This window comes from Bacillus sp. 22483 (assembly GCF_052044605.1).
GTDB lineage: Bacteria > Bacillota > Bacilli > Bacillales > Bacillaceae > Bacillus > Bacillus altitudinis.
Window position 1 is genome coordinate 49,702 of the sequence record NZ_JBQENU010000010.1, and the last position, 25,416, is coordinate 75,117.

Consider the following 25,416-nt stretch of genomic DNA (forward strand, 5'->3'; position numbering starts at 1 on the left):
AGTATCAGTGAAATCATTAGGAAATCAAGCTTTAAACAAACGTTTAATTAACATACGCCGAGCGCTTCATGAGCATCCAGAGCTGGCATTTGAAGAATATGAAACGACAAAAAAACTACGAGGCTGGTTAGAAGAGGAAGGGATCACTGTACTCGATTTTCCAGATCTTCAAACAGGGGTCGTTTGTGAAATCAAAGGAGAACAAGAGGGACCAACGATTGCTCTGAGAGCCGATATTGACGCACTTCCAATTGAAGAAGCATCTGGCGAACCATTTTCTTCAAAGATACAAGGAAAAATGCATGCATGCGGTCATGATTTCCATACCGCTTCGATTTTTGGTGCGGCCGTCCTATTAAATGAACGGAAACATGAGCTCAAGGGAACAGTGCGCATTTTGTTCCAGCCAGCTGAGGAAGTGGCGCAAGGAGCGAAACACGTCATAGAGGCAGGCGTCTTAAATGGAGTGGATGCGATATTTGGTATGCACAATAAACCTAACCTGCCAGTTGGCACCATCGGGATAAGAGAAAAAGCATTAATGGCGAGCGTCGATCGCTTTGAAATTGACATTCAAGGAACGGGTGGTCATGCTGGAATTCCAAATCACACAATTGATCCGATTGCCATCAGCGGTCAGATCACAAGCGCCCTACAGCAAATTGTCAGCCGCCGCATTAGTTCTTTGCATCATGCGGTTGTCAGCATCACACGTATTCAAGGCGGCACATCATGGAATGTGATACCTGATCGCGTCGAGATGGAAGGGACCGTTCGGACGTTTGAACCTGAAGTGAGAGCGATGATTCCAGATCTCATGAAACAAATCGTGAGCGGTATCGCAGAAGGGTTTGGAGCAAAGGCAGAAGTGAAATGGCATCCGTATTTGCCTTCTGTGATGAATGACGAGCGTTTGACAAAGGTTGTGGAAGAAACGGCAGGAGCGCTTGATCTCGCAGTAGTGGAGGCAGAGCAGTCACCAGGCGGAGAAGATTTTGCTCTTTACCAAGAACGCATTCCAGGCTTTTTCGTCTGGATGGGGACAAGCGGTACCGAGGAATGGCATCACCCTGCCTTTACGTTAAATGAAGACGCACTCCCAGTCGCTGCTGCTTTCTTCTCCGAGCTTGCGGTTCGGGCGTTGGAGTCAAGAACATGGAACTAACGAAACAGCTCGCAGAGGCAGTGCTTTCTGCTGATCCGTTGCAAGATCAACAGGCCGTTCAAATGGCTCGAAACGGTCTGTTAGACGCTGCGGCAGCAGCGCTTGCTGCAAAAGAGGATGAAGGGATTCAGAAGCTCATGGCGCTGGTGGAACAAGAAGGCGGCGCGGCTCAAATTCCCGTCATTGGACAAGGGAAGAAGGTCAGCCGCCAAGCAGCAGCCATGCTAAATGGCTACTTGATTCACGCCCTTGATTATGATGATGTGCATTCAGATGTGAGAGGACATCCAAGTGCGGTGATCATTCCGGCCTTGCTTTCCCAGCTGACAGACGGTGAGGCATATGGTGATCGATTTTTAGCAGCCTACATTACTGGCGTCGAAGTGATGGCAAGGCTAGGTGAATCCATCGGTAAGTCGCATTATGAGCGGGGCTGGCATAATACCGGAACGCTCGGAGCCATTGCAGCGGTCTGTGCGATTGGTTATTTGAAACAAGTTTCACAGAAAGAGCTGGCGAAAGCGATCGGCTTTGCTGGTGCGCAATCAGCTGGAATGCGAAAGCAGTTTGGGACTGATATGAAACCATTACAAGCTGGACTCGCCGCTCAAACCGCCGTATGGTCCATGGATTTAGCTTGCTCAGGTTTTGGCGGGAGTGAATCGCTTCTAGATGGGGAGCTGGGCTTCTTTTCTCTCTATGGGGATCAGAAACTGGCGGAAAGACGTCTGCTAGAGGAATATGGCACTGCATGGCGTATCGTGTCGCCAGGTCTATGGTTTAAAGTGTATCCGTTCTGTTCAGCGGCGCATCATGCAGCCGATGCGATCGAGTCATTAGTACAAGAACACTCTTCCTTACAGAAGAAGATCGTACAGGTCGACGTCATGTTTCCGCCTGGCGGAGATGCCGCACTCACGGAGCGGACACCTTTGACGGGAGAAGAGGGACGATTTAGTGTCGAGTATGTCATCGCACTAGCAGTGTTTGGACAACCTTTATCACTGGATGCTTTTACGAAAAAAAACATTTCACCAGAGCTGCGGACATGGATGAAGCGGGTGAATAGAGTATATGATCAAACGATAGAACCCCATCCAGACGCAGTGCCAAAAGGACGTTTTACGATTGTAAAGCTCACCTTATCTGACGGCACCATCATCAGCAAACGAGTCGATATTCCTCGGGGAGCACCAGGCTGTGCGTTATCGACAGAAGACATCATACAAAAGTTAAGCAGCGTCACCAGCACATCAAAGGCAAAGCAGCTTTTACAGGCGGTTGAAGAGGGAAATGACGCTGCCTATCTGAAGTTGCTCGTGTGATATGAAAAAAGCTCATCTTTGGAGATGAGCTTTTTTAAATGTCTTTATTCTTATAAGAGTGAATACACTCTATGACGTCAAAGAAGATATTCTCTTCGTCAGGTAACAATTGATCTTGATCTACAACAATCACATTTAAAAACGACCCTATTCTATGACAGAGGCAAAACGAGTTTTATCTTTTAGGTGTATTTTTAAAGGTATCAAATCGCAAATCGACGAATTTAGTAGTACGTTTAAAGATTTAAATCATTGATATGAAGGGAGTATGAAATGTTAACGATTCGTCGTATCTATCAAAAAAATTATCCTAAAGGAAAACAAGTATATTATCAATATACATCTGAAAAATACTATGATATTCATTTGGAAACCAGTCACAATGGTTGGAATATCTCCCTTACAGAAGAAGAATTTGAAGCGCCAGTTAAAAAAAATCTAAAAGAGGAGATTTTCGATCCATATAAAGAGGATTCAGAGGTTTACGTGTCAGAGATGAATGGTGAAGAAACTGGAATTATAGTCATTCAACACATGAAATGGAATAATACATTACTCATTCATGATTTATATGTGGATAAACAATTTAAAAGAAAAGGTATTGGCAGCACTTTCATTAAAATGGCAAAAAAACGCGCTCGTGAATTGAGAGTTAGAATGATTGTATTAGAAACCCAATCATCCAATTTTCCAGCTATCCAGTTTTATTTGAAAAATGGCTTTCAACTGATTGGATTAAATGTCAACTCTTATTCAAATGAAGATATAAAGAAAAAGGAAATTCGCATCGAAATGGGGTGCCTTATAGAAAATCACAATTAGCTTCGTTAGGGCACACCGCCCTCGATATGCATGTCCAGTTCCAAACTGTTTTATATAGACCATTTATAACGATCAGGAAGCGTGTCATTTCATTCTTTTACTAAATGGGAGACTTCTTCATCTGAAAGAACGTAAATGACACTGTCCTCATCTTAGACTATCCTCTGCAATTCCTTCATTTTGCCATTCTACTATATTAAAAAAGAACAATGTGATTCCCCAAAATGTCAACTCCATCAAAAAGTATGAATAAAAGATGACCAAAGCATGATAAGTTCATGAAATCGTATCAATCCAATTGAGATTTGAGAAGGAACATGTAAAATAAAGCTACATAAAGAAAAACAAAGGCAACAGCGGAGGCTGATGATGAAAATATTAATGATTGAAGATAACCAGAGTGTTTGTACAATGACGGATATGTTTTTTCAACGAGAAGGATTTCAAGCGGAATTCGTCCATGATGGATTAGAAGGATTGAATCGATTTAAGCAAGAGGAGGATTGGGATCTGCTCATCTTAGATGTCATGCTTCCTTCAATGGATGGTCTGACCATTTGTCAAAAAGTACGGCAGATCAGTGATGTTCCGATTATTATGCTGACAGCAAAGGAAACGGAATCTGATCAGGTGCTGGGCTTCGATCTTGGGGCAGATGATTATGTGACAAAACCCTTTAGTCCGCTCACCTTAATGGCAAGAATCAAAGCAGTGAAACGACGTTTTGCTCAAACAACATCTACTCAAGAAGGAGCGAAAGAGGGTGAACGGCTAGAGACCGAACATTTTCAGTTAGATAAAAAAACGAGAGAAGTGTTTCTAGAGGGGAAACGGATCGAAAATTTAACGCCAAAGGAATACGATCTGCTGTGCTTTTTTATACAGCATCCTCGGCAAGTATTTTCACGAGAACAATTGCTTGAGCAAATTTGGGGATACCAATTTTATGGTGATGAACGAACAGTTGATGTTCATATTAAACGGTTGCGCCAAAAAATCGGAGACGGACCTAAGCCCTTTCTGTATACGGTATGGGGCGTAGGGTATAAGTTCGATGAAGATTAAATATTTTTACCAGTTGCTGATTAGTCACCTTGGGTTATTGCTCATCGCCATCATTATTATCAGCACCCTCATGTCTCATTTTGTAAAAGATATGGCCTATCAAAACAGAGTGGATGAAATGAAATCTTATGGGAATGAAATTTTGCAGAATTTTCAGCAGCTGCCGAAAGCCGAGATGAACTTCCGCCTTCGTCCATTTGAAGACATTCTCTCGACAAGACAAATTCGCTTTTTCGTCTTTGATGAAAAAGGGACTGTGCTGTCTCAGCAGCAAGAGATGCCGCCGCATGAAGCGTTACTCACAAAGGATTTGTGGGCAAAGCTCTCAAAAGGAGAAGAAATCATAGTCAAGCGGAGTGATTCACGCCGGCTTGATCAAGAAGCATCACTTGTGGCACTTCCTGTCATGGAAGACGGAAAGCTGAAGGGCGGGGTGGTGCTCATAGCTCCTATTCAAGGAGCAGAAGAGTTGATTGCTCAAATGAACCGGTATTTATATATCATCGTGTTTGTGGCATTGACGATTACCTTTATTCTCAGTCTGTTTCTGTCGAAGTTCCATGTGAATCGTATCAAAAAATTGAGAGAGGCAACTGAGAAAATTGCGCATGGTGACTACAACATTCATCTTGAAAACAAACACCTTGATGAAATTGGCACACTAGGTGAGGATTTTAATATGATGGCCAATCGTCTTCAACGGTCAAGAGAGGAAATTGACCGGCTTGAAAAACGGAGACGCCAATTCATTGCGGATGTGTCTCACGAATTGAAAACACCGCTGACGACCATTCGAGGATTGGTCGAATGGCTGAATACTGCGGATGTGCCGGCAGAAGAGAAAGAGAAATGCTATGCGCTCATCACTGATGAAACAAAACGAATGTTGCGTCTCGTCAATGAAAATATGGATTATGAGAAAATCAGGTCGAATCAAATCACTCTTCAAAAATTTCACTATCCACTCATTGATACGTTTGAAGTGATTAAGGAGCAGCTGAGCCGAATGGCTGAAGAGAAAAACAATCAGCTCATGGTAGAGGTTCACCCTGAACAAAAGGTATACGCAGATTATGACCGGCTCATTCAAATTCTCGTCAACATCACAAAGAACGCCATTCAATTTACAGAAGGCGGCCGTATTTCTTTGAGAGGGAAAGAAGAGAATGGGGAAACGATCATTGAAGTAGAAGACACGGGAATCGGCATCGCACCTGAAGAAGTCAAACACATTTGGGAACGTTTTTATAAAGCGGATATTTCGAGAACGAATACACCATACGGAGAATACGGACTTGGCCTGTCAATTGTCAAACAGCTTGTGGACTTGCATGACGGACAGATTGATTTAAAAAGCGAAAAACATAAAGGAACAACATTTATCATTCGTTTACCGCTCCCACAGGAAAAGGGCTAAACTCCGTTTAGCCTCAGCGTGTAGAAAAACCCTCGCATTCGGTGTCAGTCCTGCGTGCCGGTGCTCACGAATGTGAAATTCGCTCCGCGCCGGTACTCGTCTTTCCTAGGGCTGCAAAGGTTTTCTATCACGCTGAAAAGAAGAAAAGGGCTAAACTCGGTTTAGCCCTTTTTGGTGTATCATCACTTATTCTGTTTTGGAGAACGTTAGGCCGATATGAGCAAGTGCCTGCGGTAAATCCTTACGAATGGTGATGTCTTTAAATGAAATATTCGATTGAATCGCATTTAGCGCAAGGTCTTGCTTTATTCCTGTTAAAACAGCTGAAATGCCTAAAAGTCTTAACGTTTGCGCATAGCTGACCAAGTATTGAATGCTTTGTTCATTGAGTCGTTTTGTCCCTGAAACATCAATGACCAAATGAGAGAGCGACAGCCTGTAGCTTTCCTGTAAAATGGTTTCTAAAATATGCTGCGCACGTGTCTCTTCGATATCACCAAGAAGAGGGAGCACGGCGACACCGTCAACAACAGGTACGATCGGTACAGATAATTGCTGAATCTGCCGATTGGCCTGGTCGAGTTCTAAGACGTAACTCAACAAAGATGCCATCGTTTCAAACATATGAACATGCTCTTCTGTAAATTGCTGCGGCCTTAGATCAAGTCCACAAATGGTTCCATAGTTCGTACCATCAGTAAAATCGATGGGAACCCCAATAAATGATCCGCCTTGCAGCTGTTTCGTGACGTCTAAGTTTTTTGAACGCTCGTCCAAGCGGATATCAGGGATCAACAGCGTATCGCGATGATCGACCGCCAGCTTGCAAAATGTCTTCTCGTAAGGATTTTCTTCCCCTTCTTCAAGAAGCTGCTCGTCTTGATTTAGCACTTTCACAATCTGATTGGTGTTTTGATCATTTTTAGCAATAAACAGTGTATTCACATGAATGAATTGACTCATCATGTTTAAAATACTTGTAGAAGCATCATGAAAATTGCGAAACTGTTTTAATAGTTGTTGACGAGGCATGGATTAGGACTCCTTGTAGCTCCGATCAATGGCCGGAACAATAGTTGATTTGTCTCTATCATACAAAATCAAACGAGAAATAGATATACTTTAATGCGCAAATCGTGCGAGATCAAAAAGACTGCCGATCCGGAGATCTGACAGTCTGCTGATTAAATGGAGACAGGCACCGTGGACATAGAGAAAAATTCCTCATATAAGGCTTGAACGGCTTCTTTTTCTTGAGCCGCTTTGACGCCAAACATCATGCTCACCTCTGAAGAGCCTTGGTTGATCATTTCAATATTCACTTTGGCTTTTGACAGCGCTTTTGCCGCTCTTGCTGTTGTACCAACATTATGACGCATCGCTTCTCCTACGACCATAATAAGCGAGAGGTTCCGCTCTAGAACGACTTCATCTGCATCAAGTACAAGCTTTAATCGGTCTAAAAGCTCTTGTTCAATCTGCTGCTCCTCCAGCTGATCCTGTCTTAAAATAATGGTCATATCATCAATGCCAGAAGGCACGTGTTCATACGTAAGTCCATATTCCTCTAACGTTTGCAACACTTTACGTCCAAAGCCCACTTCTCGGTTCATCAAATACTTGGAGATATAAATACTGCAAAATCCATTGTCTGATGCGATTCCCACAACAGGGCCATTCGTATGATCCCGTTGATTTACAATTTTCGTACCTTTGGCCGTTGGATTATTGGTGTTCTTAATCTGAACAGGAATGCCTGCCCGAAAGGCTGGAATAAGTGCCTCATCATGAAATACAGAAAAACCCGCATAGGACAATTCACGCATTTCACGATATGTCAGCTCTGTGATTTCCTTTGGTTCATGAACGATCGTTGGATTGACGGCGTAGACTGCATCCACATCCGTAAAGTTTTCATACACATCTGCCTTCAGTCCATTTGCCAAAATGGAACCGGTAATGTCTGATCCACTGCGGGAAAAAGTGACGATATCACCCGCTAGACTAAAACCGAAAAAGCCAGGGAACACAATGATGCCAGAGCGTTCTCTTAATTTGTACAAATGATCATACGATTCTGGAAGGACTTGCGCTTGACCAGGCTCGTCGCTGACAAATAGACCGGCTTCTTTTGGATTCACATAGTGCGCTTCGACGCCTTGATGCTGAAAGTAGGCTGCAATCAGCTTTGCGTTATTATCTTCACCGCTTGCTTTAATCGCATCAAGATAACGCTCAGGATGAGAAGAATCAGCCTGTAATAACGTGTTTACATCTTGCCGGATGGTGTCAATAATGTCATGACCTAACCCCAGCTCATCCGCAATCGAGGCATATCGCTCGATGACAGCTTCTTGTAAATCGTGTGCTTCACCTAAACGTAAATATTGTTCACCGCAGCTAATTAATAGATCGGTGACCTTCGTATCCGTTGAATGCCGTTTTCCTGGTGCGGAAACAACGACTGCTTTTCGAGCTGGATCTGCTGTGACAATGTCAAATACCTTTTGCAGTTGCTTGCCAGAAGCAAGAGAACTGCCACCAAATTTAACGACCTTCAATGCATACATCTCCTATAGTAAAAATTTTCTCACAAATTGAATAGTTTCTATTATCAACTCTTTTCTTCAAATTATCAAGGTTTTTCTTCTCTGAATGAACAAATGTATTTTTGGGGAAGACGTTATGTGTGCATAGATGAAAAAAGAGCCGGCGATATGCCGAGCTCTTTGTCTTTATGAAGAAGAGGACGAAGAAGATAACTCCTGCTTCATCACTTTGTTTTTACGTTTTTCTTTTAAGAAGAATGAAAGGACGAGTCCAATGACCGCAATAGCACCAGACACGATAAATGACGTATTCATGCCATGAACGGCTGACTTCATTGGATCGGATAATGCTGCATTGGCAGCAGAGCTGCTCATAATGGAGACAAGCACAGCCGTCCCGATAGAGCCGCCCATTTGTCTCATCGTATTATTCATTGCTGTCCCGTGCGGAATCAAATGCGGTGGTAACGAGTTAATACCGGCTGTTGTCAGCGGCATCATGATCATTCCAACCCCGATTAAGCGAAGTGTGTAGGCCACTGTAATGAGGGTAATCGATGAATCAAGGCTGAGCATCATAAATGGCAGGGAAGTGACAGCTAATATCGTAAATCCGCCTAGAGCCAGCCCTTTACCGCCTACTTTGTCAAAAATTCGTCCGATAATCGGCGATAGGAATCCCATAAAGAGAGCCCCTGGCAATAAGATCAGCCCTGTATCAAGGGCTGATAACCCTCTGACATTCTGCGTATAGAGCGGCAGAATCGTCTCTGTTCCAATCAGTAAGGCAAAGACGAGCATACCGAGGAAGGTCGTTAAGCTAAAGATCGCAAACTTAAAGACGCCAAACTCAAGCATCGGTCTTTTCAAATTCGACTGACGCAGGATAAAGAAGAACAAGCTCACAGCGCCGACAATGAGTGAAATCAGAACGGTCGCACTCGTCCAACCATACGTTCCGACACTTGAAAATCCGTACAGCAGTCCGCCAAATCCGAAGGAAGACAGGATCACCGATAAGACATCGATACGAGTGTCTCTTTGCTGTGTGACATTTTTCATTAAGAAGAAAGCAAGAATGAGATCAATAATACCGATTGGAAGAACAATATAGAATAAGAACTTCCAGCTAAAGGAATCGACAATCCAGCCGCCAAGTGTTGGTCCAAGCGCCGGTGCGAATGAAATCACTAGTCCGACCATACCCATGGCTTGCCCGCGTTTTTCTTTTGGGAAAATGGTTAAGAAGATCGTTTGCATGAGCGGCATCAAAATCCCTGCGCCAGCTGCCTGCACGATACGTGCTGCAAGTAACACTGGGAAATTAGTGGCGAACGAAGCAAGAATGGTACCTGCTGTAAAAATGCTAAGAGCCGTTAAGACTAAGGAACGGCTTGAAAATTTCTCAATTAAAAAGGCCGTAATTGGGATGAGAATCCCGTTTGTCAGCATAAAGGCTGTGGTCAGCCATTGACCTTTACTGACATCAATATTGAACTCTTCCATGATATGCGGGATCGCTGGAATGAGAAGCGTTTGGTTTAAGATCGCAACGAACGCCCCAACGAGGAAAATCCCAACAATCACAGACCGGTTATACGATGTTGTTGATTGGTTCATATTATCCCTTCTTTATCTATAAAATAATGCTTTTCAGCTGTGACACGTTTTGAGATAAAACGCTGTGTTTGCCTAAATAATCAAGCAATGAGCTAATTAAAAAGGTTCTCGGTTGGTCCTTTGACAGTTCTTGACTCAGCAGTTCAAACGCAGAGAGGAGATCGTCCTTTTCTTCTCCGTTTGCTAGTGTGTGAAGCTCTTGTTTCATCTTTGTTAAGTACGAGATGACAAGCTTTTCTTCATCATATTCTTCCTGTGTGGAAAGCAAATAAGAGTCCATCAGCTGATCTGTTAGCACAGGCTCAATGGAGCAAGGCTTTATTGATACACGGTCCATTACACCGATGATCATTTCGGCGGCATTTTCTAATTGGATGTTCTTGTGCTCAATCGCCAACATCAAGATGAATTCTCTCATTAATCCGTTGAGGACAATCACAAGATCCCACACATAAGGCGCAACAGATTCACCATATGTGCTTAAAATGATGTCTCTGTGTCGCTGCATGATAATGGAGCGTGTCTCACGTAAATGCTTAATGACGATGGGCGAATGCTGTGAAAAAACTTCAAAGGACAGCATATTCAAAAATTTATGATTCTCTTTAAACTCTTCAAGCTCAAGCTTAATCTTTTTTGTGAATTTTTCCTTTTTGGACAGCGTCGTTTCGGAATGAATGATCTGAGAAATCTCTCTCATTTTGCGCTGATTGTATTTAATCAGTTCCAATAGAAGAGCTTCCTTTGAATCAAACAGTTTATAAATTGACGCTTTTGATATTTTACAGGCATCAGCAATTGACTGCATAGAGACACTCATATAGCCTTTTTGAGAAAATAATTTCTTCGATACCCGCAAAATCTCTTCTTGCTTTTCGTTCATCTTCATAAGTCCTTTCCGAATCGGCAAAACCATATGGTCACAATGGAAACCGAGTGGTCACTTTTGCTATGATAACAAAACCAATGACACATGACAAGAAAATGAACTTAAAAAAATACATGTCTCAATGACATGTATCCGATTGTTGACAAAGGGCTAAAATGAACTTGATTTTAGCCCTTTGTCTTTTTTGTCATAGACGAGTAACGAGATTGTATGTTAGAACAAAATACGATACATTTATCGTATGAATAATCCAAATCATCCAACCCAAGAAAACATGAGACTCATTTCTGTGCTGCAAGCATTGGCTGACCCTGTTCGGCTGGAAATTGTCCGCTGCTTAGCAGAAGCGGGTGAGAGAACATGCGGTACGTATGATATGAACATTGCCAAGTCCACGCTGTCGCATCACTTTAAAGTACTAAGAGAAGCAGGCATCGTGAAAGTGAGAATTGACGGGAAGCACCGTTACTACTCTCTCAGAAATGACGACATTGATACCGCTTTTCCAGGCCTCTTGTCATCCGTATTAGCTGTAGACAAGGAGCGGTGGTAAGAGAGTCTTGCATCAACAAATGACAAATCCCCAAGGCATTGTAACCTTGGGGATTTGTGATGCGTCTCGTGTAAAACGGAATTAGGCCATTGAATGATCCATAGACAGATGGACAATGTCATAAATGTGAATCTGCTGCTCTATATTCTCTGGTAATGAGTCCAGAAAAGAATATTTGACGCATTTCCATTTATCGGGATTATATACGATGACTTCACCCTTATTGTCGTTAAAATGGGAAAAGAGATGGGCGATATCTAGATTTTCAAGGCAATCAGTAGGATGAATCGTCACATACTCTTCAAGAACGAATGTGCTACGATGAAAGTCATTTGTTAAATGAACGGAATACGTGATGCCAATATTGATTTGTTTCCAGCCAAAAGAACGTAAAATATGATCAAATGACCCCTTAAACACAAAATCCGTCATGCCCTCAGATTGTTTCCAAATATACAATGGGCAATAGCCATTGTGTAAACTCCTATGTTTGTCTTTTTCAGTGATCAAATAAGCTTTAAATAATAAATCCTGATATCCATCTGTTTTCCATCCATTGTTCAGTGCTCTTTTTCTAATGATATTCATATCATAATCCGCAGGCAGATCCACATGATATTGCATGGCATGCATTGAAACACTCCCTTTCAATAGCCATCATAATGGACTTCAAACCAGTTGAATAATACATATTTGTGTTATTGTTATCACAAAAAGTGATAGGTGATCATGATGAATATAAATGATTTGATTATTTTTATAGAGGTGTATCAAAAAGAATCGATTAATCAAGCGGCTAAAGCTTTAGGGTATGCGCAATCCAATATTTCTCAAAGAATCAAAGCGCTTGAAACTTTATATGATTCAACATTTTTTATCCGGCATCATCATGGAATCAGTTCAACAGGACAGGGGGATTTATTTTATCAATACGCTCAAAAAATCGTAAAAGAAACGAAGTCCATTCAACAAAAATTGACTTCAAAGAAAAAGAACGTTTTATGCTCTGAACTTCTATTTAACGTTTTATACGAGCAACGAGTTTTAGAGGATATTCAAGCCACTGATTTTATCATTGCTTCATCAAGTACGATCAACAAAAAGTTAACAGAGGATGTGTATGATCAAATTATTTCTTTTAATCAAATGGAAAAACCGGAATATCAATTAAAAGAGGTAAAGAGCTTGGCATTGAACGTGTATGGAAAATCTAAAGAAATATACGATGATGATATCTCATTGGTCGTGAATCGTGATCAGCTTTGCCCATTAAGACATGAGGCCAGACGTATGCTGGGTGATCGAACCCTATTTGAGTTAGATTCGTTTGAAGGAATGATCAAAATCGTTGAACAGGGAGATGGTATTGCGTTACTGCCAACTAACTTGAAAAGCCTTCAAACACTCGTGAAATTGCTAGAAAAAAATATTCACATCAACTATTACGTTTATGAAAGAATGTGATCGTAACACTCCTCTGTCGGTTTAGTCCCGTCAAAGGAGTGCCACGATTCATCTACATGAGCTGTTTTATTTCCCATAAATCGAGTCATACAGGCGTTTCACCGCTGGCTTAATATCCTCTGGCCGCATATGAGAGAAACCGAGGACAAGCGGGACAAAGCCTTCTTTGTGACCAGGCACATGCTCATCAAGGGTAAAACGGTCCATCCCGTACATTTTCAGCTTTCGGTCTTTGGCGCGTTGTAAAATCTCATGCTGCGTCCGAACTGAGCGGAATTCTGCGATAAAATGCAGCCCTGCATTTTCCCCGATAATCCGTACGTTGTCACGAAAGACAGTGTCGAGCTCCCCAATGAGCTGTTTTCGTTTTTCCTCATATAGCCCATTCATTCTTTTAATATGCCGCTGATAGGCACCATCTTTTATAAAATAAAGAAGGGTGTATTGTGTAAAAAGGTTAGCCGTTTGAATAAAAAAGTGCTGTTCTTCTTTATAGCGTCTTAATAAATGCTGCGGCAGCACCATGTAGCTGATCCTCAAGCCGGGCAGCAATGATTTCGAAAAGGTCCCCATATAAATGACTTTGTCATAGCGGTCAAGGCTCTGCAGCGCCGGTATGCTGTCTGTGCCATACTTAAATTCACTGTCATAATCGTCCTCAATGATATAGCGGTCTGGCTGATCAGCCGCCCAGTTTAACAGCTGTATCCGCCGGGAAATCGGCATGATCACCCCTGTTGGGAACTGATGAGAAGGCGTAATGATCAACACATTTGGCTCTTTCTTCTGAATATCGCTCATCCGCACCCCTTTTCGATCAATGCCAATCGTTTCAATCCGGTGATGATTGTTTTTCAGCATTTGATACAGTCTGCGATAGCCGGGGTTTTCTAATCCATATATTTGATCAGCTGGAAGGATGCTAGATAACGAATGAATGAGCGACTGTGTACCTGCACTTAAAATGAGCTGTTCAGGGTAGCATTTGACCCCTCGTGCAAGTCCAATCAGCCGGGCGATCGTTTCCCGTAGCTCATAGACGCCTTGTGGGTGCGGCAGCTCACCAAAGGCTTCTTGGTGGAGATGAATCGCTTTTTGCTCACTTTTCAGCCAGCTTTTAAAAGGAAAATTGGCTGTATCAACAGAAATATGTGAAAAGGAATACCAGTCATCTCGCTCAATCGGATTCTCTTTTAAATCCGCTGGAAGGGAAGAGGGTTTCAGTTGACCTGATTCATGAAATGTTTCCAGTGATTCCACAAAAAAGCCTTTCCGTTCAACCGAATATAAATATCCCTCGGCAAGCAGCTGCTGATAGGCGCCATTCACTGAGTTGACGCTGACGTTTAAAGTATCTGCTAACTCTCGTTTAGACGGTAATTGATCGTGTGGTTGCAGGTTGCGGTTTAAAATTTCCTCTTTAATTTTCGTGTAAATTTGATGATAAATAAATCCGTTTTCCCCTGTTTGATCTAGTTGAATTGTCAGCATCTCGTCATTCCATCCTCTCTGGTACCATGAAAAAAATGATATTGGTACTTTCTATCATACCAAAAAATATTCAGAATAATAAAAAAGACATAAAGGGGATGGATGACAATGAGTCAAACGACAACAAACCGTTTTTCAACAGAGGAATGGCAGGGGAAAAGAGATCAATACGTCGCAAGAGGCGTAAGTAATGGCAACCGTCATCTTGCAGCAAAAGGGAAGGGAGCCGAGCTTTTCGATATTGATGGCAATCGTTTTATCGATTTTGCAGGCGCCATCGGTACATTAAATGTAGGACACTCCCATCCAAAGGTTGTGGAAGCAGTCAAAGCACAGGCAGATAGCCTGATTCACCCAGGATTTAATGTCATGATGTACGAATCCTATATCGAATTGGCAGAAAAACTATGCCACCTCACACCAGGCGACCACGACAAAAAAGCCATTTTCTTAAATTCAGGTGCAGAAGCAGTTGAAAACGCAGTGAAAATTGCCCGTAAATATACGAAAAGACAAGCGGTTGTCTCTTTTACAAGAGGGTTCCACGGAAGAACGAATATGACGATGAGCATGACAAGCAAGGTTAAGCCTTATAAATTTGGATTCGGCCCATTTGCATCAGAGGTGTATCAAGCGCCGTATCCTTATTACTATCAAAAACCTGAAGGATTAAGCGATGCAGCCTACGACGAATACATCATTGATCAGTTCAATCAATTCTTTGTCGCAACCGTTGCACCAGAAACAGTCGCTTGTGTGGTGATGGAGCCAGTCCAAGGGGAGGGCGGATTCATTGTACCATCGAAGCGTTTTGTCCAGCACGTCGCTTCATTCTGTCAGCAGCATGGAATCGTATTCGTGGCAGATGAGATCCAAACAGGATTCGCAAGAACAGGGAAATACTTTGCGATTGAACACTTCGATGTGGTGCCAGACTTAATCACTGTGTCAAAATCACTTGCAGCTGGCCTGCCGCTGAGCGGTGTCGTTGGCAGAAAAGAATTACTTGATGCAGCGGATCCAGGGGAGCTAGGGGGGACGTATGCTGGCAGTCCATTAGGCTGTGTGGCGGCATTGGCTGTACTTGATATTATTGAAACAGAAAAACTGAATGAACGATCTGAACACATTGGACAAGTCATTGAGGACAAAGCGAATGAGTGGAGAAGTCAGTATTCATTCATCGGGGAAGTCCGGCGATTAGGGGCAATGGCGGCCATTGAAATTGTGGAAGATCAAACAACGCGTACACCAGATAAGAAGACAGCCGCAGCGATTGCAGCCTATGCAAACAAGCACGGACTACTCTTATTAACGGCAGGGATCAATGGGAATATTATTCGCTTTTTAACACCACTTGTCATCACAGATGAGCTGCTGCAAGAAGGACTAGGGATCATCGAAGACGCCTTCACAGCACGCTAAACAACAAAGGGGGATGGTTGTATGCAAAAACAACAAATGGCTAAAACCATGTCGCAGTCAGACGTACTGTTTTTATCCATTGGTGCAATGCTTGGCTGGGGCTGGGTTGTACTTTCGGGAGATTGGATTTTAACAGCTGGATTTTTAGGAAGTGTGATTGCCTTTGTCATAGGGGGCATTCTCGTCATCTTTATTGGACTAACGTATGCAGAGCTTTCCTCTGCGATTCCAGAAACAGGCGGAGGACTCGTCTTTGTCCAGCGGGCATTTGGGATCAAATCAGCGTTTGTCTCCGCATGGGGCGTATTGTTCGGTTATGTGTCCGTGATTACGTTTGAAGCGGTCGCACTTCCGACAGTCATTGACTATGTCATTCCAACACAGCATGTTGGTTTCCTATGGAATATAGGAGGATGGGATGTTTACTTTACATGGGTATTGATTGGATCTGGCGGTGCACTGTTTTTAACAGCTCTGAACTACATTGGCGCAAAGCCTGCTGCCATTTTTCAATCGGTGTTCACAGTGGCCATTATCCTGACAGGTTTTCTTCTATTAGGCGGAGCTACATTTAATGGAGATTTTGCAAACCTTGAGCCGATGTTTCAGGGCGGGGTTGGCGGTCTGATGGCTGTGTTAGTGATGATTCCCTTTTTATTCGTTGGGTTTGATGTCATCCCGCAGGTAGCGGCGGAGATTAACGCACCTAAGAAGATCATCGGGAGAATTTTGATTATCTCCATTGTGAGTGCGGTTGTATTTTATCTGCTCATTGTCTTTGGAGTAGCGGCAGGATTGTCAAAAGGTCAGCTTGAGGCTTCATCACTGGCAACAGCAGATGCCATGGTACAGCTTCTTGGTCATCAGGCGTTTGGGACTGTGCTTGTCATTGGTGGTGTAGCAGGCATTGTGACGAGCTGGAATGCATTTATCATTGGTGCAAGCCGTATCCTCTATGCAATGGCGGAAAGAGGCATGATTTCCAAATGGTTTGCGTATATTCATCCGAAGTATAAAACACCGACAAATGCCATTTTGTTCTTAGGTGCACTTGCATTTTTTGCACCATTACTTGGCCGTCCTGCCCTCGTGTGGATTGTTAATGCAGGCGGTGTGGGTATCATCGTTGGGTATTTGATTGTGTCCATTGCCTTTATGAAACTTCGCAAGACAGAACCTGAGCTTGAGCGTCCATACCGCATTAAATATTGGCGGACGACCGGCGTTTTAGCCATTGGCCTTAGTTTCCTTTTTCTTTCATTTTATTTTCCTGGGATGCCGGCCTCCTTATCATGGCCAGCTGAATGGATTTTGCTTTTAGGTTGGGCACTCATTGGGTATATACTATATGTAATGAATCCAAGAACGAAGGAGAAGGTAGAGCATGACAAACGAACTCAAAGTGTATAATCCTGCAACCGGAGAAGAAATTGCCTCAGTTGCTCAGCATACAAAAGAACAGATTGAAGCTGCGATCACTCGCTCACACAAAGCATTCAAAACATGGGCAAAAACGTCAGCCCATGAACGTGCAAATATCATTCGCAAATGGTTTGATCTCATGATCGAGCATAAAGAAAGGCTCGCAAAAATCATCACAGAAGAAAACGGGAAGCCGTATCAAGAAGCATTAGGGGAAATCGTCTATGCCGCTGGATATATTGAGTGGTACGCAGAGGAAGCAAAGCGGATTTACGGCAGAACGATCCCATCTCATACGACAAACAAACGCCTATTTGTCACAAAGCAGCCAGTTGGTCCTGTTGCTGCGATTACACCGTGGAATTTCCCTGCGGCGATGATTACAAGGAAGGCTGCACCAGCGCTTGCGGCGGGCTGTACGTTTATCGTGAAACCTGCTGAAGACACGCCGCTTACGGCCATCGAGCTTGTCAAATTAGGCCATGAAGCCGGAATTCCAGAGGATGCCTTGCAATGGGTGATTGGAGATGGAAAAGAAGTGGGGGGAATCTTCACAGATAGTCCATTGATCCGCAAGATCACGTTTACTGGCTCAACACCAGTTGGAAAACATCTCATCAAAAACAGTGCGAGCACAGTGAAACACGTTTCTATGGAACTTGGCGGTCATGCCCCGCTGATCGTAGATAAGGACGCCAACCTTGAATTGGCTGTGAAACAAGCAGTGGCATCTAAATTCCGTAATGCAGGTCAGACGTGTGTTTGTGCCAATCGATTAATTGTCCATGAAGAAATTCATGAAGCATTTGCGCAAAGCTTCAGCAAAGAAGTGGAAAAGCTGAAAGTAGGAAATGGTTTTGAAGAAGGCACGTCCATCGGACCGATTATCAATAAGCGAGGCTTCGATAAAATTGTCGAACAAATTCAAGATGCCGTGGATAAAGGGGCGAAAGTTCTTGTCGGCGGCGATACACATTTTGACGATGAGAAGTCGTATTATTTTGTTCAGCCGACGGTGCTAACTCATGTCGACCCTTCAATGAACATTATGCATGAAGAGACGTTTGGTCCAGTTGCACCCATTACGACATTTAGCACATTAGATGAAGCCATTGAATTAGCAAATGATACACCTTTTGGACTTGCGGCTTATTTCTTTACAGAGAATTACCGCAATGGTCTCTATATATCTGAGAATCTAGATTACGGGATTATTGGCTGGAATGACGGGGGACCATCCGCTGTGCAGGCACCTTTCGGCGGTATGAAAGAGAGCGGTATTGGTCGTGAAGGCGGCATCGAAGGCATCGAGCCTTATTTAGAAACGAAGTATGTGTCAATTGGTTTAGACGAATAACATGTGAAAAAGACTGTCCGAGAAGTCTCGGCAGTCTCAGCGTGTAGGCAAACCCTCGCATTCTTTGTCAGTCCTGCGTGCTGGTGCTCACGAATGTCAAATTCGCTCCGCTCCAGTACTCGTCCTTCCTAGGGCTGCAAAGGTTTTCTATCACGCTGAAAAGGAAGACAAAGGGCTAAAATCAAGTTCATTTTAGCCCTTTGTCAACAATCTGTGACTGTCCGAGAAGCCTCGGCAGTTTTTTTATGTTAAACAGCCGGTGGGAAAAGTTGATCCACCGTTTCTTTTGTTTCTTTGAGAATCTCGTGGATGTCGTCTGCAGATGCTTGTTCCATGCTGCTGAATAAGAGCCGTTCGACTGGCTCAACGCCGATCAGATCGAAGGCGGCTGTATCTGTCGTCATGTGATGGCTGGGGGTGATGATCATATTTGAATCAAGAAAGGTCCTCGGTGCATCATGCGTATTAATAATGACCCCTTTTTTGTCTCGAAGCAGATTTTTCACCACTCCGTTTTCATTGATCTCATACGCAAACCCCTCTGAAAAAACGCGCTCCACATAACCCTTTAGCATCGCCGGCAAGCCTGTCCACCATATTGGAAAGATAAACGTGAGGACATCAGCTTGTTGAATCAGCTTCTGCTCTCTTTGAACCGGTACCGGCACATGTCCGTTTCTCATGGCAACCTTTTCTGCTGTTGTCAGCTCTGGCGGAAAGCCAATGCTATACACATCACGAACCGTCACATCATGACCATTGTTCAAAAGAGTGCTTACAACAAGATCTAATAGGGTTTGATTTAAGCTTTGCTGGGGATGAGCAAATATGATTAGATGGTTCATCTCATAGCCTCCTAGGTGGTCATGTGTCTCATTATGGCATGCACGAGTATCCTATTCAATCCTATATTGGTAATGATAGGTTGGGAAAATAAAAAGCGACCGCTTGAAAAAACGATCGCTCATGTAAGGCTTATTTCTTTCTAAAAGCAAGTCCAAGTGCAATTAATGCCACAACTAAGGCTGCAATGGACAGACCAAGAACAAGTGGTGAAGAAGAAGAAGAGGCTGTTTCAGATGCCTTTTCTTCTTTTGGTTTTTCTTGACCATGTGAATCCGTTACGGTATTAGACGCAACAATGTTTGTGATCGAATGAGGCTTATCAGCGTCCTTGTCGCCAGTCCATTCAACTACTGTTCCATCCTTGTAATATTGATAGGCATCCCATGCCGCTTCGCCGGCTTTTTCAGGGTTTTTTGCGACAAACACGAATTGCTGGAACTGGCCAGCAAGGACACCATCGCCAGTTGCTTCCCAAGTGACTCTTGTGACTTTTCCGTTTTTCTCTTCAGTTGTTGTTTTCCAGCCAGGCACTGGCTCGTATTGCTGGAATTCTACGCCTTTAGGCATCGTGATGACAACCTTTGTTGTCGGACTGTCGCTTTCAGAAGGTACTTTTAACGTATAGGTTTCCCAAGCATTCGTTGCAGATGTATCAGGTTTGACTGTCACGTGTGCACTCACAGGAATCGCCAGTAAAAATGAAGCGAGAAGCATTGGTAATAAAGCTTTAACGTATTTTTTCATATGAAATGAACTCCTTTTAGTTTCTTCTAATGAATGTCGTATCGATGTTGTCAAAAGAACCAGTTAATGCATGAATCTCAATTTTCCAAGTGCCTTTTTCATTTAGTAAGAGGTTTTCAGCCGAGAAATGTCCATTCTTTAATCGCTTCAGCTGAAACTCGTTTGGCGTTTCATCACCGAACAAGGAGACTTTGTGGATCTTAGCTGTCACTGATTGAATGTCTGTGATCGTTTGTCCATCCTTCTTCGTAAATGCCACCTCGAACGTGTTTTTACCAGGAGCATTCGGGGTAATGCTCAAAGACACAAGGTCACGATGCTCCACCTGATTGGCTCCAAAGAATGGCTCTGGTGCAGGCGGCGGAGGGCTTGGGATATTGGTGAATACGGCTGTTAATAGTAAAATAGCGATCCCAATGATCCACTCTGCTCGTAAAGATACGTTTCGTTTCTGCTTCTTTTCCCATCTCAGCATCAAATAATGGACGAGCCCAAGTAGACCCATGATGATAAATAAACCAAGTTTGATTAAGAAGGTGCGTCCATAGGCTGATTGGAAAAGGGCATCAAATGATTGCAGGATAAAAATCGCATTCACAAACCCAGAAAACACAATCAGTCCAACTGAGAGCAGTGCCCACGGATGAAAAGCTGTCAGGGTGCTGCGTATGAGCGGCTGATCTTCATTCGGCAGTTTCTTCATCAAAAGAAGGACAATGGCTGTTAAGCCGCCGACCCAAATAGATGCCGAAACGAGATGAATGAAGTCAAGTGACGTTGTCAGTATTTTATTATCTGTTGCGGCTGGATGACCGATTTGTGCTTTTAGCCATAGGAGCACAGTGAAAATGAGCAGTGGAAACAGCCATACCCGGAAGGAAGTGAAGTTTCCTTTTTTCATCGCCACAATCGTCCAGATCGACAGTAGAACAAATGACGCCATTAGCATCATCCACAGACTCCCGCCCGAAGTCGACGCAATGGTTTCTTGTAAAAGCGATGGTTGAAATGCCCCTAAAAAGGACACGTCTGCCGCTGATTTAGTTTGAATCGGCAGCTGGAACAAGAGTGATCCGCCCATCATGATCAGTGAAACAGTCAAAAGTCGCTTCATTCGCCGAGCTAAAACGTCGGTTATGGCCGCTTTAAACCATAGAAGCCCAAATAAAATGGTTCCAAGAAATAAGCTAAATGACGTATACAGAAAGGCTTTGTCAATGGTTGAAGCCATATCGATGGATTCACTCGATTGTCCTTGATCTAATTGATCAAATCCTCCATCCGCTTTTCCGATACTAAACGGAATCATGCCAGACACAGAGTGCCCATCGGCTGATACCGCATTCCACTGAATGGTGTAAATGCCTTTAGGTAAATTCTTTTTTAAAGCTGCTTCCATGATCTTTTGCTCTTTGATGACCGTATCTCCTTGATCCACACGATCCCCTTTTGAATTAAACACCTTAATGGCATGAAATCCACTTTCGATCCCTTCACTAAAGGTGATCGAGACTGCAGGAGGCTGCTGATCCAGCTCTTCATTTGCTACTGGATTTGAGCTCACCACATATGCATGAGCAAATGCCTCTTTTGGAATGAAAAAGGAGAACATGAAGATGAGCAGCAGAAGCCACTTACGATATTTCAACAATGTGAATAACCGCCTTTCTACCTATGAAAATGTCTCATGTATCAGAAAGAAAGCGGCAGTAAACTGTGAGTCACAGAAAAACCGCTCTTTCTATTGTACCGCCCACTCTAAAAGGTAAACGAAACAAATAGCAAGATGGTTCACTTTTTCTGTGTCATGTCTTGTCTGCGCAGACGTTTCTTGAATGTTTGATCAATATAAGCCTATTCGATTTAAGTAGAGGAAACAAGAAGTGACCATTTGAAAGTTGTGAAATTCCAATGAATTTTGCGCCAAAACAACAGTAAATTCAACTTTTACCCCGCTATCATCTATGGTATGCCGAGAAGTGTCACATCATTTTTCAATTTTGTCACACACTAAGTGACAAAGTGACATTTAGTTTCAATTGAAGGGAAAGTGAAAGCGTTTTACGATAGGTATAAGAGCTTCACTGACTCTTGTTCTTATATCTTTTGACCTATAAAGCCCGAAATAAAGGGAGAGAAGAAAGGGGTTTTCACAGATGCAGGAAAAAAGCGGATTCCGCGTGAAAGTACAGCGCTTTGGAAGCTATTTAAGCGGCATGATTATGCCGAATATTGGTGCATTTATTGCATGGGGACTCATTACAGCTTTGTTCATTCCAAGTGGTTATCTTCCGAATGAGCAATTAGCTACACTCGTTGGACCGATGATTAACTACTTACTGCCGCTCTTAATTGGTTACACAGGCGGTAAACTCGTCTATGACCATCGAGGCGGAGTGCTCGGTGCTACAGCTACGATTGGGGTCATTGTTGGCTCAGACATTCCAATGTTTTTAGGTGCCATGATCATGGGGCCGCTGGGCGGTTATCTTATTAAGAAAATCGACCAGCTGTTCAAAGACCGAATCAAATCTGGCTTTGAAATGCTTGTGAATAACTTTACGGCAGGTATCCTCGGTGCCATTCTTGTTGCCATTGCATTCTATGCTATCGGCCCAGTGGTACTAGGTCTGAATAAAGCCCTTGCGGCAGGTGTAGATATCATTGTCAATGCTCATTTACTACCGCTGGCAAGTATCTTCATTGAACCTGCAAAAGTATTATTCTTAAACAACGCGATTAACCAAGGTATTTTAGGGCCGTTAGGGGTCGAGCAAGCAGCGAAGACAGGGCAGTCTGTTCTGTTCTTGCTTGAAACAAACCCAGGGCCAGGTTTAGGTGTTCTTCTTGCGTATATGTTCTTTGGAAGAGGAAATGCGAAACAGTCTGCACCAGGTGCCATTGTCATTCAGTTCTTAGGAGGAATCCATGAAATTTACTTCCCGTACATCTTAATGAAACCAAAACTCATTTTGGCTGTCATTGCAGGGGGAGCAAGTGGTGTCCTGACGTTCACATTATTAAATGCAGGATTAAAAGCTGTGCCGTCACCAGGAAGTATTATTGCGCTTATGCTGATGTCTCCAAAAGGCGGTCACCTTGCCGTTTTAGCAGGTGTTGTCGTAGCAGCTATCGTATCGTTCCTTGTCGCATCGGTCATTTTGAAAGCATCTAAAGAAGTTGATGAAGATTTAACAGCAGCAACAGAAAAGATGCAGGACATGAAAGGCAAGAAAAGTGCAGCAGCCGCTGCTCTTACGGCACAAAAAGAAGACACTCAAGCAAACGAGCAAGCAGCATTTCCAAGTGACGTCAATCCAGATGAAGTGAATAAAATCATCTTTGCCTGCGATGCAGGGATGGGTTCAAGTGCAATGGGTGCGTCCATTCTGAAAAACAAAGTGAAAAAGGCAGAGCTTGATATCGATGTGACAAACACGTCGATCAGCAACATCCCAGACGATGCGGATGTGGTCTTTACTCATAAAGATTTAACAGACAGAGCCAAGGCAAAGCTGCCAGGCGCTGTGCATATCTCAGTGGATAATTTCTTAAACAGCCCGAAATATGATGAGCTGATTGAGAAATTGAAAAAATAACATGACGAAACGGGTTGAGTCCAATTTTTCCTAATTGAACTCCCCGTTTTGGTTGTTTTCCTGATTTTTATTCTAAAAAAGGTGTGTGATCATGTATGAAACAAGTACTTTCTAAAGACAATATTTTTCTAAACGAACAAGCAGGTTCTAAAGAAGAAGCCATCAAAAAAGCAGGCGAAGTCCTCGTAGCAAACGGCTATGTCACAAGTGATTATGTCGACAAAATGTTTGAAAGAGAAGAGATCTCTTCTACATTTATGGGGAACGGCATTGCAATCCCTCATGGAACAGAGGATGCGAAAGCGGCTGTCCTTCATTCAGGGATTTCGATTATCCAAATTCCAGATGGTGTTGAATATGGTGAAGGAAATGTGGCGAAAGTCGTCTTTGGGATTGCTGGAAAAAACAACGAGCATCTTGATATTCTGTCTCAAATTGCGATTGTCTGTTCAGAAGAAGAAAATGTAGAACGGATCATTCATGCAAAGGATCAGGATGAACTGATCGCCATCTTTAATGAGGTGAACTAATATGAAGGCACTTCATTTTGGAGCAGGGAATATCGGCAGAGGGTTTATCGGTTCTTTGTTAAAGGCATCAGGCTTTGAACTTGTCTTTACCGATGTGAATGAAGCGGTCATCAATGAGCTGAATGAAAGAGGAGAATACACGGTTGAACTGGCAGCACCAGGGCAGAAGCAAGAAGTAGTAGGGCCCGTATCAGCGATCAATTCTTCGCAAAATCCAGCAGCATTAACAGAGGCGGTTGCCACAGCCAATTTGATTACAACAGCTGTTGGACCAGCCGTATTGAAGATCATTGCCTCATCGATTGCTGAAGGATTAAAACAAAAAGAGCCTGACCATATCATCAACATCGTGGCATGTGAAAATATGATTGGGGGAAGTGCTCATTTAAAAGAAGCGGTGTTCTCTCATTTAACAGCAGATGAGCAAGCAGCGATATCACAAACCGTTGGCTTTCCAAACGCTGCGGTTGATCGCATTGTTCCGATTCAGCACCATGAGGACATTCTCAAAGTGTCGGTTGAACCATTTTTCGAGTGGGTCATTGATGAGACGGGCTTTATTGGAGATGTTCCGCAAATTGACGGAGCGACTTTTGTCCAAGATTTGACGCCGTATATTGAACGGAAGCTCTTCACCGTCAATACAGGACATGCACTAGCGGCTTATGTCGGGTATCAGCAAGGCGTAAAAACCATTAAAGAAGCTGTTGATACACCAGACATTCGTCAAGTTGTCGAAGGTGCCCTTCATGAAACGGGCAGTTATTTAATTGACGCGTATGGCTTCCGAAAAGAAGAACATGATGCGTATATTCAAAAAATCATCAAGCGATTTGAAAATGCTTTTATCTCCGATGAAGTGACTCGAGTCGCACGATCTCCTCTTAGAAAGCTGGGAGCAGATGACCGTTTAATCGGTCCAGCGAAAAAGATCAAGCAGCCAGTGTACTTAATCAAAGGGATTGCTGCTGCTTTGGCTTACGACTTTGCAGAAGACGAAGAAGCGGTCCGCTTGCAGGCATTAAGGAAAGAAAAAGGCATTGAAGGTGTGCTTCAAGAGGTATGTGGACTCAAACCTGAAGACGATCTCTATCAAGCCATTCTCAAAGAAACCGAGCGATAATCAAAAAATC

General features: G+C 43.2%; 22 protein-coding genes. 13 read left to right on the forward strand and 9 right to left on the reverse strand.

Going from position 1 to position 25,416, the window contains the following annotated elements; all coding sequences use genetic code 11:
- Window positions 1-7: 7 nt before the first annotated feature.
- The 5 genes from ACTJJQ_RS14675 (at window position 8) to ACTJJQ_RS14695 (ending at window position 5,794) form a co-directional block, all read left to right on the forward strand.
- Window positions 8-1,165 carry an amidohydrolase gene (locus ACTJJQ_RS14675; protein ID WP_440600329.1) on the forward strand — a complete coding sequence of 386 codons (1,158 nt, stop codon included), beginning with the start codon at window positions 8-10 and terminating at the stop codon, window positions 1,163-1,165.
- Window positions 1,156-2,490, forward strand: a complete 1,335-nt coding sequence (locus tag ACTJJQ_RS14680; RefSeq protein ID WP_079919131.1) for an MmgE/PrpD family protein — start codon at window positions 1,156-1,158, stop codon at window positions 2,488-2,490. The genes ACTJJQ_RS14675 and ACTJJQ_RS14680 overlap by 10 nt, the downstream gene beginning before the upstream one ends.
- 273 nt (window positions 2,491-2,763) lie before the next feature.
- Window positions 2,764-3,312, forward strand: coding sequence for a GNAT family N-acetyltransferase (locus ACTJJQ_RS14685; protein ID WP_008347257.1), 549 nt, complete (start codon window positions 2,764-2,766; stop codon window positions 3,310-3,312).
- Window positions 3,313-3,681: 369 nt separating this feature from the next.
- Window positions 3,682-4,377, forward strand: a complete 696-nt coding sequence (locus ACTJJQ_RS14690; RefSeq protein ID WP_017358523.1) for a response regulator transcription factor — start codon at window positions 3,682-3,684, stop codon at window positions 4,375-4,377.
- A complete protein-coding gene (locus ACTJJQ_RS14695; protein WP_017358522.1) occupies window positions 4,367-5,794 on the forward strand; it encodes a sensor histidine kinase in 1,428 nt (475 codons plus the stop codon). Before ACTJJQ_RS14690 ends, ACTJJQ_RS14695 begins: the two co-directional genes overlap by 11 nt.
- 186 nt (window positions 5,795-5,980) lie before the next feature.
- Here ACTJJQ_RS14695 and ACTJJQ_RS14700 read toward each other — a convergent pair whose 3' ends face one another.
- The 4 genes from ACTJJQ_RS14700 to ACTJJQ_RS14715 form a co-directional block, all read right to left on the reverse strand.
- Window positions 5,981-6,826 carry a GAF domain-containing protein gene (locus tag ACTJJQ_RS14700; protein ID WP_025206746.1) on the reverse strand — a complete coding sequence of 282 codons (846 nt, stop codon included), beginning with the start codon at window positions 6,824-6,826 and terminating at the stop codon, window positions 5,981-5,983.
- Window positions 6,827-6,978: 152 nt separating this feature from the next.
- Window positions 6,979-8,355 (reverse strand): aspartate kinase, encoded by a 1,377-nt coding sequence (locus ACTJJQ_RS14705; RefSeq protein ID WP_008347247.1) that lies wholly within the window; start codon window positions 8,353-8,355, stop codon window positions 6,979-6,981.
- A 174-nt stretch (window positions 8,356-8,529) separates the two neighbouring features.
- On the reverse strand, window positions 8,530-9,963 hold the full coding sequence (locus ACTJJQ_RS14710) for an MDR family MFS transporter (RefSeq protein WP_007498149.1): 1,434 nt from the start codon (window positions 9,961-9,963) through the stop codon (window positions 8,530-8,532).
- Between the two features lie 16 nt (window positions 9,964-9,979).
- Complete coding sequence (locus ACTJJQ_RS14715) at window positions 9,980-10,846, reverse strand: TetR/AcrR family transcriptional regulator (RefSeq protein ID WP_440600330.1); 867 nt, start codon at window positions 10,844-10,846, stop codon at window positions 9,980-9,982.
- A gap of 247 nt (window positions 10,847-11,093) precedes the next feature.
- On the opposite strand from ACTJJQ_RS14715, the gene ACTJJQ_RS14720 reads away from it, so the two are divergent.
- Window positions 11,094-11,405, forward strand: coding sequence for an ArsR/SmtB family transcription factor (locus tag ACTJJQ_RS14720; protein WP_025206748.1), 312 nt, complete (start codon window positions 11,094-11,096; stop codon window positions 11,403-11,405).
- Window positions 11,406-11,486: 81 nt separating this feature from the next.
- On the opposite strand, the gene ACTJJQ_RS14725 is transcribed toward ACTJJQ_RS14720, so the two are convergent.
- Window positions 11,487-12,038 carry a DUF4865 family protein gene (locus ACTJJQ_RS14725; RefSeq protein WP_017358516.1) on the reverse strand — a complete coding sequence of 184 codons (552 nt, stop codon included), beginning with the start codon at window positions 12,036-12,038 and terminating at the stop codon, window positions 11,487-11,489.
- 99 nt (window positions 12,039-12,137) lie between these two features.
- Between ACTJJQ_RS14725 and ACTJJQ_RS14730 the strand changes: the two genes are divergently transcribed.
- Window positions 12,138-12,869: a LysR family transcriptional regulator gene (locus ACTJJQ_RS14730; protein ID WP_017358515.1), complete on the forward strand. Its 732-nt coding sequence runs from the start codon at window positions 12,138-12,140 to the stop codon at window positions 12,867-12,869.
- Window positions 12,870-12,935: 66 nt separating this feature from the next.
- Here the strand turns inward: ACTJJQ_RS14730 and gabR are convergent, their stop codons facing one another.
- Window positions 12,936-14,360, reverse strand: coding sequence for a MocR-like transcriptional regulator GabR (gene gabR, locus ACTJJQ_RS14735; RefSeq protein WP_440600331.1), 1,425 nt, complete (start codon window positions 14,358-14,360; stop codon window positions 12,936-12,938).
- Between the two features lie 108 nt (window positions 14,361-14,468).
- On the opposite strand from gabR, the gene gabT reads away from it, so the two are divergent.
- Genes gabT through ACTJJQ_RS14750 form a run of 3 tightly spaced genes read left to right on the forward strand, consistent with a single transcriptional unit; the run spans window position 14,469 to window position 18,564 of the window.
- Entirely contained in the window at window positions 14,469-15,785 is a 1,317-nt protein-coding gene (gabT, locus tag ACTJJQ_RS14740) for a 4-aminobutyrate--2-oxoglutarate transaminase (RefSeq protein ID WP_440600332.1), read from the forward strand.
- Between the two features lie 21 nt (window positions 15,786-15,806).
- The gene (locus ACTJJQ_RS14745) at window positions 15,807-17,195 is read left to right on the forward strand and encodes an APC family permease (RefSeq protein ID WP_008347228.1); all 1,389 of its coding nucleotides are present in this window, start codon (window positions 15,807-15,809) and stop codon (window positions 17,193-17,195) included.
- Window positions 17,170-18,564, forward strand: a complete 1,395-nt coding sequence (locus ACTJJQ_RS14750) for an NAD-dependent succinate-semialdehyde dehydrogenase (RefSeq protein WP_440600333.1) — start codon at window positions 17,170-17,172, stop codon at window positions 18,562-18,564. The genes ACTJJQ_RS14745 and ACTJJQ_RS14750 overlap by 26 nt, the downstream gene beginning before the upstream one ends.
- A 248-nt stretch (window positions 18,565-18,812) precedes the next feature.
- On the opposite strand, the gene ACTJJQ_RS14755 is transcribed toward ACTJJQ_RS14750, so the two are convergent.
- From ACTJJQ_RS14755 to ACTJJQ_RS14765, 3 genes are all read right to left on the reverse strand, one after another.
- Entirely contained in the window at window positions 18,813-19,409 is a 597-nt protein-coding gene (locus ACTJJQ_RS14755) for an NAD(P)H-dependent oxidoreductase (protein WP_065459847.1), read from the reverse strand.
- 130 nt (window positions 19,410-19,539) lie between these two features.
- Complete coding sequence (locus ACTJJQ_RS14760) at window positions 19,540-20,154, reverse strand: YcnI family copper-binding membrane protein (protein WP_017358509.1); 615 nt, start codon at window positions 20,152-20,154, stop codon at window positions 19,540-19,542.
- A gap of 16 nt (window positions 20,155-20,170) precedes the next feature.
- Window positions 20,171-21,805: a copper resistance CopC/CopD family protein gene (locus ACTJJQ_RS14765; protein WP_440600334.1), complete on the reverse strand. Its 1,635-nt coding sequence runs from the start codon at window positions 21,803-21,805 to the stop codon at window positions 20,171-20,173.
- Between the two features lie 505 nt (window positions 21,806-22,310).
- Between ACTJJQ_RS14765 and ACTJJQ_RS14770 the strand changes: the two genes are divergently transcribed.
- From ACTJJQ_RS14770 to ACTJJQ_RS14780, 3 genes are all read left to right on the forward strand, one after another.
- Entirely contained in the window at window positions 22,311-23,753 is a 1,443-nt protein-coding gene (locus tag ACTJJQ_RS14770; RefSeq protein ID WP_440600335.1) for a PTS mannitol transporter subunit IICB, read from the forward strand.
- A gap of 95 nt (window positions 23,754-23,848) precedes the next feature.
- Window positions 23,849-24,283: a PTS sugar transporter subunit IIA gene (locus ACTJJQ_RS14775; protein WP_019743148.1), complete on the forward strand. Its 435-nt coding sequence runs from the start codon at window positions 23,849-23,851 to the stop codon at window positions 24,281-24,283.
- Between the two features lies 1 nt (window position 24,284).
- Entirely contained in the window at window positions 24,285-25,406 is a 1,122-nt protein-coding gene (locus tag ACTJJQ_RS14780) for a mannitol-1-phosphate 5-dehydrogenase (protein ID WP_440600336.1), read from the forward strand.
- Window positions 25,407-25,416 lie beyond the last annotated feature (10 nt).

Coding starts and splice junctions, on each gene's coding strand:
- ACTJJQ_RS14680 (WP_079919131.1), top strand. CDS start 1,156: ATGGAACTAACGAAACAGCTCGCAGAGGCAGTGCTTTCTGCTGATCCG.
- ACTJJQ_RS14685 (WP_008347257.1), top strand. CDS start 2,764: ATGTTAACGATTCGTCGTATCTATCAAAAAAATTATCCTAAAGGAAAA.
- ACTJJQ_RS14690 (WP_017358523.1), top strand. CDS start 3,682: ATGAAAATATTAATGATTGAAGATAACCAGAGTGTTTGTACAATGACG.
- ACTJJQ_RS14695 (WP_017358522.1), top strand. CDS start 4,367: ATGAAGATTAAATATTTTTACCAGTTGCTGATTAGTCACCTTGGGTTA.
- ACTJJQ_RS14700 (WP_025206746.1), bottom strand. CDS start 6,826: ATGCCTCGTCAACAACTATTAAAACAGTTTCGCAATTTTCATGATGCT.
- ACTJJQ_RS14710 (WP_007498149.1), bottom strand. CDS start 9,963: ATGAACCAATCAACAACATCGTATAACCGGTCTGTGATTGTTGGGATT.
- ACTJJQ_RS14715 (WP_440600330.1), bottom strand. CDS start 10,846: ATGAACGAAAAGCAAGAAGAGATTTTGCGGGTATCGAAGAAATTATTT.
- ACTJJQ_RS14720 (WP_025206748.1), top strand. CDS start 11,094: ATGAATAATCCAAATCATCCAACCCAAGAAAACATGAGACTCATTTCT.
- ACTJJQ_RS14725 (WP_017358516.1), bottom strand. CDS start 12,038: ATGCATGCCATGCAATATCATGTGGATCTGCCTGCGGATTATGATATG.
- ACTJJQ_RS14730 (WP_017358515.1), top strand. CDS start 12,138: ATGAATATAAATGATTTGATTATTTTTATAGAGGTGTATCAAAAAGAA.
- gabR (WP_440600331.1), bottom strand. CDS start 14,360: ATGCTGACAATTCAACTAGATCAAACAGGGGAAAACGGATTTATTTAT.
- gabT (WP_440600332.1), top strand. CDS start 14,469: ATGAGTCAAACGACAACAAACCGTTTTTCAACAGAGGAATGGCAGGGG.
- ACTJJQ_RS14745 (WP_008347228.1), top strand. CDS start 15,807: ATGCAAAAACAACAAATGGCTAAAACCATGTCGCAGTCAGACGTACTG.
- ACTJJQ_RS14750 (WP_440600333.1), top strand. CDS start 17,170: ATGACAAACGAACTCAAAGTGTATAATCCTGCAACCGGAGAAGAAATT.
- ACTJJQ_RS14755 (WP_065459847.1), bottom strand. CDS start 19,409: ATGAACCATCTAATCATATTTGCTCATCCCCAGCAAAGCTTAAATCAA.
- ACTJJQ_RS14760 (WP_017358509.1), bottom strand. CDS start 20,154: ATGAAAAAATACGTTAAAGCTTTATTACCAATGCTTCTCGCTTCATTT.
- ACTJJQ_RS14770 (WP_440600335.1), top strand. CDS start 22,311: ATGCAGGAAAAAAGCGGATTCCGCGTGAAAGTACAGCGCTTTGGAAGC.
- ACTJJQ_RS14775 (WP_019743148.1), top strand. CDS start 23,849: ATGAAACAAGTACTTTCTAAAGACAATATTTTTCTAAACGAACAAGCA.
- ACTJJQ_RS14780 (WP_440600336.1), top strand. CDS start 24,285: ATGAAGGCACTTCATTTTGGAGCAGGGAATATCGGCAGAGGGTTTATC.